This is a genomic window from Leptolyngbya sp. UWPOB_LEPTO1 (assembly GCF_017302695.1).
Classification (GTDB): domain Bacteria; phylum Cyanobacteriota; class Cyanobacteriia; order Leptolyngbyales; family Leptolyngbyaceae; genus Leptolyngbya; species Leptolyngbya boryana.
Genome location: NZ_JAFLCJ010000060.1, coordinates 1 through 4,749, shown reverse-complemented (window position 1 = coordinate 4,749; position 4,749 = coordinate 1). Strand labels below are relative to the sequence as shown.

At 47.2% G+C, this 4,749-nt stretch carries 5 protein-coding genes; 4 read left to right on the top strand and 1 reads right to left on the bottom strand.

The features are described from left to right. The first annotated feature begins 45 nt into the window (after nucleotides 1-45). The 4 genes from J0L70_RS31920 (at nucleotide 46) to J0L70_RS31905 (ending at nucleotide 4,439) form a co-directional block, all read left to right on the top strand. The gene (locus J0L70_RS31920) at nucleotides 46-837 is read left to right on the top strand and encodes an IS5 family transposase (RefSeq protein ID WP_287457342.1); all 792 of its coding nucleotides are present in this window, start codon (nucleotides 46-48) and stop codon (nucleotides 835-837) included. A gap of 165 nt (nucleotides 838-1,002) precedes the next feature. Further along, nucleotides 1,003-1,563 (top strand): DUF4189 domain-containing protein, encoded by a 561-nt coding sequence (locus J0L70_RS31915; RefSeq protein WP_190649203.1) that lies wholly within the window; start codon nucleotides 1,003-1,005, stop codon nucleotides 1,561-1,563. Between the two features lie 104 nt (nucleotides 1,564-1,667). Further along, on the top strand, nucleotides 1,668-3,560 hold the full coding sequence (locus J0L70_RS31910) for a tetratricopeptide repeat protein (protein ID WP_287457340.1): 1,893 nt from the start codon (nucleotides 1,668-1,670) through the stop codon (nucleotides 3,558-3,560). 21 nt (nucleotides 3,561-3,581) lie between these two features. Continuing rightward, complete coding sequence (locus J0L70_RS31905) at nucleotides 3,582-4,439, top strand: type IV pilin-like G/H family protein (RefSeq protein WP_287457339.1); 858 nt, start codon at nucleotides 3,582-3,584, stop codon at nucleotides 4,437-4,439. Nucleotides 4,440-4,538: 99 nt separating this feature from the next. On the opposite strand, the gene J0L70_RS31900 is transcribed toward J0L70_RS31905, so the two are convergent. After that, nucleotides 4,539-4,749: transposase (locus J0L70_RS31900; protein ID WP_287457338.1), on the bottom strand; the 211-nt coding region annotated here is incomplete at its 5' end.

The window sequence follows — 4,749 nt, the reverse complement described above, 5'->3', positions numbered from 1 at the left end:
GTCATAAGCTGTAAATACGTAAAAGCACAGCACCGAGAGAGCTACATGAGTAAATCGTATCCCAGTAACCTCACTCCTGCCCAATATGAATTGTTGAGCGACCTGCTACCTGATGCAAAACCTGGCGGACGACCGCGAGAAGTAGACTTATGGGACATTCTCAATGCAATTTTTTATGTTTTAGTCGAAGGAGTGCGGTGGCGAGCGTTACCTGGAGATTTTCCAGCTTGGCAAACGGTCTACACTTACTTTCGTAATTGGCGTAAGGATGGAACCTGGTTGAGCATTCACGACCGTCTCTATCGCTGCATCCGCATCGAAGTCGGGCGCTCTCCGAGTCCATCTGAAGCAATTGTCGATAGCCAAAGCGTGAAAAGTGCGGCAGGAGTGCATGCCGCAATCGGATTTGATGCAGGTAAGGTGATCAAGGGGCGCAAGCGATTCATCACGGTCGATACGCTGGGATTGATCTTACGGGTCTTTGTCACTGCTGCCAGCACCCCAGAACGCGCCGGCGGCAAAACTGTCCGCCAGCGGGTGCGACAACGCGGGAAAGCCGTGTCTCGTCTACACACGATTTGGGTGGATGGCGGCTTCGATGGCTTTCCCTTCATGCACTGGGTGGTCACCATCTGTCGTTGGATTGTCCAAGTAGTCTTACGCCCGGAACAAACCAAAGGCTTTGTCCTGCTCAAAAAGCGATGGGTGGTGGAACGAACTCTGGGCTGGCTGATGCACTGTCGTCGCTTAGTTCGGGATTATGAGTTACTTCCAGAAACTTCAGAGACTTGGATTTACTTAGCAATGATTCGGATCATGGTTAGGAGATTGGCATAAAATTTGACCGACTCCGACTTTTAAAACACCCTCTAAAGCGGGGTAGACCTTCTTAAATTTCTGTGAGCTTGCATAACCTTCCTCAATGTGGAACTTAAACCCACACAAGAGCAACCCAAGTTGCTTTTAATCATTATCAACTTGCATTCATTTCCAGAAGTATCCATGAATCTCGTCAGATGCTCTTCTCTATCTACAAAACTCGCTTTGCCTGCTTTCTCGATCGCTGTCACCTTAACCAGTGCCGTAATCTCGAACGTGCCAGCACACGCAGGAAATATTTGCCCTCCAGGGACATATCAGCAAGGTGGGGGCAATGCAGGATGGATCGGTTGTGCCCCAATCCCAGGGAATGATCCGGCTCCGAGTCAACCTTCTCGACCCTCTGGGTACTGGAAGCACTCTCATGGTGCGCTCGTTTGGGGAAACTATCCGGATGGTAGACCCAATTTTGCTTGGACAGCGGAGTATAACAGCCGAGAACAAGCAAAAATTGATGCAATGAATCTCTGCACGACCAAACTTCAAAATTGTCGTCTTGCCAATGAGTTTAGCAATGGATTTTTGGTGGTTGTGAAGGACAGCAAAGGAACTTTATATCAGGGTTTTCATGAAAAGCGCCGTCGAGCAGAACGCAATGCTCGTAGAGCCTGCCAATCGGCTGGCGGAAAAGATTGCAAGGTTGAACAAATTGTGAATAGTTCGCCCAGGTTCTACCGATACTAGCAATTTGTAAGGGCTCGGAAGTGCGTTGAGAAGAAAATTTCTGAACTGCATCTCCTCGCGATCGCAATACTCTATACCGATTCATAGGTAATTCACGACGCTCGATGTATAAATCTCTATCTATCACCTTTCTGGCCTTGCTGTCTTTCGTTAGCACTCCGACGGTCAGCCTCGCTCAAGCCTGTGTCGGTCTTGATGGAGCTTCTGTTTCTCACCCATCTCCTGATTCTCAAATCGCTAAAAGTCAGCAAAGTAGAGAAATGGCAGAGATAGCAGTAGCATTGTTCAGAGCGGGTCAACCGAACCGAGCCGCTCAGGTCAATGAACAGATTCGATCGCGCTTCAAGTTAGAACCGAAAGATCTCACAACCTTAGTGATGATTCAGTATTTGATGGCTGGAGATCAAGCTGCCGCGACTGCACAACTGCCCAAGCTTGAACTCACTGGATTTGGAGATATCGACGCGATTTTTCTTGCGACGCGCACTTTACCTGAGAAGAATCAGGTTGATTGGATGCTGAACGTAGTTGATCGACTTCCAATTGATAACGGCAAACTACTTTGGTGGATAGTTCTTGCAGAGCTTTATCCGAATCGCCCTGAGACTCGGAAAATTGCAGAAAGGATGCGATTGCTCCTGACAGAAGAAGATCGGCTTTCTGAGTGGGTTAATTTGGCAGTTGTCTATCGTCAGGCAGGAGATTTTGAGGCAGCGCGATCGCTGTTAGAATTTTTAGCCAAGCAAGCGCCATCGGACGCTCGGGATATATCAAGTCGGATCAAAATTGCTCAGGAATTTGCATACATTGGTCAGCCGAAACGGGCACTCACTGAACTCAATCAACTAAATAGCGCGATCGCACCAGGTCAACTTTCGACTCATCCTGACTGGACTCATCACCTTGCCCTTGCTCACGCCGCAATTAACAATCTCACAGCAGTCTCAGATCTGCTCCAGAAACTTCCTGATAAAGCTGATCCAGACTCTTTTAGTTTTCATGCTAAAGATGTCACTCGATCCGCGATCGCACGACAATTTGCAGAGCAAGGTAATTTTCAACAAAGCCAAAAATTTCTGCTATCGATTAAAGATTCTCAACTGCAAGGAGAAACGGCTCAAAGGATTGTCCACCATCTTCTTCACAAAGGACAATGGAGACAGGCAGCAGCCATCTCAGCTTTTGTAGAACCAAAACTGCAAGCCCTGATCGCTTACAAAGCAGCACAAGCGAATCAGACAGCCATCAGCGATCGCATTGTTGCAGCGATGCGAGGTCAGGATATGGACATTACGCTGTTACTGCAAACAACTTATGTACTGAATCAAGTTGGCTACTACACCAAATCACGCCCGTTACTCAAAGAGGCATTAGCATTCGTCACCGAGCAAAAGATCCAACCGCTCAGATACAAAGTCGCAGTGCAATTCGCCGATGCAGGTGAACTTGAGCAAGCCAATCAATTGTTAGATGAACAGGCTCGGAACTTTGAAGAACTATCGCGATCGCAAAAAACCAGTCTCTCAATGTTTGATCCGCTACTGCTCGACGCACCCAATCCGGATGAATCAGCACTATGGCGATTCTTTGAGCATGTCCGGCTCAAAGCCCCAGATTTCAAACCAACTCAGCGAAATTCATCAAAGATTGAAGCAGTTCCAGTTCAGCGATCGCGAGAAGGTTCCATCGTGATGAATTTGGGAAGTCTAGCAACATTTTACAGTCGCGCCCGTAACTTTGCGAAAGCCGATCAGTTTCTCCAGCGTATTCCTGATCAATACTGCGATTTCAAAGCATCGATTCTTGAATTTGTAGTTTCAGAAGCGAGTGCAGCAAAACAACCCGATGAAGCTCAGAAATTACTCACAAAGTATTCTCGTCCTACAAATACGATGCGGAAAAGTTTGATTGCGATCGCGAATCTCTATCTAGATCAAAAGCAAACCGCAAAAGCGATCGCGCTTCTAGAACAAGCCCTGAATTTGAAATCATCTTGATCTGTAATCTAAGGACTAAACATGAAACTAGCCAACTGGTTCACAATTTGCAGTAGTCTCGTTCTCTTGCCCGCGCTTGTACTAGCACAGCCCACTTCCGAAGCCTCTCAGCAGATTGTGGGACGCTGGGAAGGGATTTACAAAGAAACGAAAATGTCGATGCCACTCATCTTTCGCTTTACATCAACCGGGAAACTCGTCGTTGCTGTTCCGGCTGGAAATCGGCAAGGACTACGAGCATATTGGGCGAACTATCAGCTAGATCCAAAACCTAACCCCATGCATATCGATCTGAGCTTTGAGGGTGATCATAACGTGATTCAGACGATTGTAGAAATCCCGAATCCGCGAACTTTGAAGCTACAACTGCGCCCAACAGAATCTCCTCGAAAGCGCCCAACAGCTTTTCGAGATGAAGTACAGTTCCAAAAGGTTTCAGAAACAGCGATCGTACCTCTAACCCAACTGTCAGAGGCAGAACGATCGACCTCTGGTGAAGGGCAATTTGTCATGACAACTTTGATCCGATCTGCAATTCTGCATCGAGTTGAAACTGATCAGTTTGCAAAGCGTCTGATTGAACTTGGACTAAATTCCACATCAACGCAAAATTACCACTTTCAGCTTTCATCCAAAGGGAATCAACTGATATTGATTGCTCGTCCGAAAAAAGCAGGCATAAAAAGCTATATCGCAGTCATCTCCTCAGAACCTTCAAGAGATCAAGGCAGTACACAGTTAGGCGCGGCTGCAACGATTTGCCAGTCCGTTCGAGCTTCAACGATCGCACCTCCCATGCCCAAAGTCAGCCCCCGCAATTCTGACAGAGCTTATCCCATCATTACTTGTGGCTCTGGCTCTGCACCTTTATCGTTCTAATTTTCAAATAAGAGTGCTAGGGTAGCAATGTCTTCAGTGTCGATCGCACTTGGTTCACCCATTTCTAGATAGCTATTAATGCCAATTAATACCAAATCTCTAAATTCCGGCTACAGATAGTGCCTCTAGAATGGATGCTCGCCCTGTGATTGATGCGATCGTCTCCGGAGACAATGCCTGAATTTTCTGAGTCATCCACTGTCGCAACTCCTCTAAAGTCTTGGGCAGATGCCAGCGAAACCGCCGCTTGAGATATTGCCAAACCTGCTCAATCGGGTTTAACTCAGGACAATGCGGCGGTTGAAACAGC

Coding starts and splice junctions, on each gene's coding strand:
- J0L70_RS31915 (WP_190649203.1), top strand. CDS start 1,003: ATGAATCTCGTCAGATGCTCTTCTCTATCTACAAAACTCGCTTTGCCT.
- J0L70_RS31905 (WP_287457339.1), top strand. CDS start 3,582: ATGAAACTAGCCAACTGGTTCACAATTTGCAGTAGTCTCGTTCTCTTG.
- J0L70_RS31920 (WP_287457342.1), top strand. CDS start 46: ATGAGTAAATCGTATCCCAGTAACCTCACTCCTGCCCAATATGAATTG.
- J0L70_RS31910 (WP_287457340.1), top strand. CDS start 1,668: ATGTATAAATCTCTATCTATCACCTTTCTGGCCTTGCTGTCTTTCGTT.